The organism is Thermoanaerobacterium thermosulfurigenes (genome assembly GCF_051201035.1).
GTDB lineage: Bacteria > Bacillota > Thermoanaerobacteria > Thermoanaerobacterales > Thermoanaerobacteraceae > Thermoanaerobacterium > Thermoanaerobacterium thermosulfurigenes.
Genome location: NZ_JBPODR010000067.1, coordinates 1 through 2,491, shown reverse-complemented (window position 1 = coordinate 2,491; position 2,491 = coordinate 1). Strand labels below are relative to the sequence as shown.

Below are 2,491 nucleotides of genomic sequence, written 5' to 3'. Positions count from 1 at the left end.
TTCTTTTATCAAATTCAACAGTGCCCATAATTGTCTTTATGTTTGTATGCTTTTTACCTTTACACCTATATTCTTTTTTGTCCCTTTTTTCTAGTTGTTAAACAGCAAGATACCACATCCTGAAAAATTGAGATTAAATAAGCTGATTTATCATAAAAAAGTATAAAGATTAAACAATCACTAAACATTGTTTTTACTTAAAAATTCACATTATACAATCTACAAGATCATATTATTCTAGAATCATATACATATAGCTGTAAGTATATTCATTTTTGGGTTTTACGCTTTTTGGGTAAATGCCATTTTGAATGTATCTTCTCCCCCGGATTGAACCGGGAGAAAGTTATTTTATGGCACCAACCCTCTCCGAAATGCTCAGGTTGCACCCCTGCATTTCCCTATCCCCTCCGGAGAAGAAGATACACTCATATATACAATTATTCTGTAATATTTATATCGCTTTGAGCTCTAAATACCAGCTCACCATTTATAGTTTTTTGACTTTCTTTAGCTCCTAAAATCATTGACATTTCTGCAAGTAAATTAATTTTTCTTAAATATCCATTTGTACTTGAATATATTAATTCAATTGCGTCATCAGTAAATATTGTTTCATTGCAGCCTGCACATTTTAATCTGGTTGTTATATATTCTTTTGTTTCATCTTTGTTTAAACCTTTAAATGAATAGTTTAAGACTATTCGCTGTCTTAATGCTTCATGTGCTTGTCTATTCAACTGTATAATTAATTGTGTCTGTCCTGATAATATAAGCAATGCATAATTTTTTGTATCCATGTCAAAATTAAATATAATGCGTAAATCGTCAAGGATCGAGTTGCTTATGAATTGGGCCTCATCAACAATGATAACAGGAGTTATGTTCTTTGAATGATAACTTAATATTACATCCTGTATCTGGCGAAACATATCACATTTTCTATGCTTTGGTATTAATCCTAAGCCGTCGGATAAATACCTGTAAAAATCCATAACGGTAAGTGTTGATATTGGTATGTATACAACCTTGTACATATTAGGATTTAAAGAAGTTGCAAAGCATTTTAGTGTATATGACTTACCAGATCCAGGATCTCCTGTTATTAACCCAAATCCTTTTTTATCTTTTAAAAATTCTAATCTGCTCATTGCTTGTATATAATCCTGTGATTTGTAGTGATATTTCACATCACAGTCTTTAGAAAATGGATTAAATGTTAATCCATAATATACATTAAACATTGTTTCTCCTTCTTTCTTCATTTACAAAGAAAAGTCTATTTCTTTTCTTCTTATCTTAGAATTATCAATTTTGTTTACTGGATGTATTGTTTGTAAGAGCTTACCGTCTTCGCTAAAAATATATGCTTTATCAAGTGATTTTGGGTAATATCGTATATTTACATAATCACCGATATATTGCATTGGTACTTCAAATTTAATTTTTTCTATTGATATTGTGGCATCTTTAATTACATGTCTTTTGACTCTATACAGAAATATGTTATCAAGCTCTTCCTTAGAATTTATGAATTTCATCGTGTCAGTATATTTAATAAATTTCTCTATGGGCTTCATATTTGTTGATGAATGTACTGTTTGATGATATATTCCTTCAATATATTTATTCAAGTTCTCATTCAATTCGTCTATGGAAGATATTTTCTGCCAATCAAATCCATACATCCATTGGTCTTTTAATGTTCTGAAAAACCTTTCAATTTTTCCTTTCGATTCTGGCGAATACGGTTCAGCATAACATAAAGACGTTCCTAATGAGGCACATATTAAATGCAATTGTTCGCTTTGGAATACCTTGCCGTTATCAACAAATAGTTTTTTAGGAACACCTCTTTTTGAAACAGCTTTTTTAAATGCATCAATAAGTGATATTACATTATCTGTATCATAAAATTCTGCATGTGTTATTAACCTTGATGAATCATCTAGAAAAGCAATAAGGTACGTCTTGATTTTCTTATCGTTTATAATTAAGTATGGACCCATAGATATATCAGATTGCCAGCAGTCATTAGGATGCTCCATTTCAAAGGCTCTCCTGTCTTTTATGTTTAATGCTAATGTAGATATTTTAGTTTTTCGAAGATATCTTTGGATTGTAGATAATGATACCTTATCAAGCTCGATAAACTTTTTAGCTAAAAGTTCATGATAGATTGATTTAGCTGATCTTCTTGGATTATCAAGTTTTAGATTTTTAATATAGGTTTTAACATCATCAGTTAAAACTCTTGAAGCACCTTTGTCGCATCTACTTTTAGGGTATAGACCTTCAAATCCATATTTTCTGTAGCAGTAAAGCCACGTCTTAATTGTATTAGGAGAGAATTCTCTTTTACCTAATAAAGGCACATCATAAACTTTAGAAGTAATTACCTCCCTCTATAATCTTTGATTTTCTTTTAATATCTCACTCATTCTCAGATTCTCACAATCTTCAAAGAAGCCCTCATGTATATCAATGCTAT

At 30.3% G+C, this 2,491-nt stretch carries 1 protein-coding gene and 1 pseudogene; both read right to left on the bottom strand.

Annotation, left to right across the window (positions count from 1 at the left end; genetic code table 11):
- Positions 1–440: 440 nt before the first annotated feature.
- Complete coding sequence (locus tag HNR52_RS12155; RefSeq protein WP_435620732.1) at positions 441–1,244, bottom strand: ExeA family protein; 804 nt, start codon at positions 1,242–1,244, stop codon at positions 441–443.
- Between the two features lie 21 nt (positions 1,245–1,265).
- A pseudogene (locus tag HNR52_RS12150) lies at positions 1,266–2,402 on the bottom strand (DDE-type integrase/transposase/recombinase); the annotation flags it as partial.
- Between the last annotated feature and the right edge of the window lie 89 nt (positions 2,403–2,491).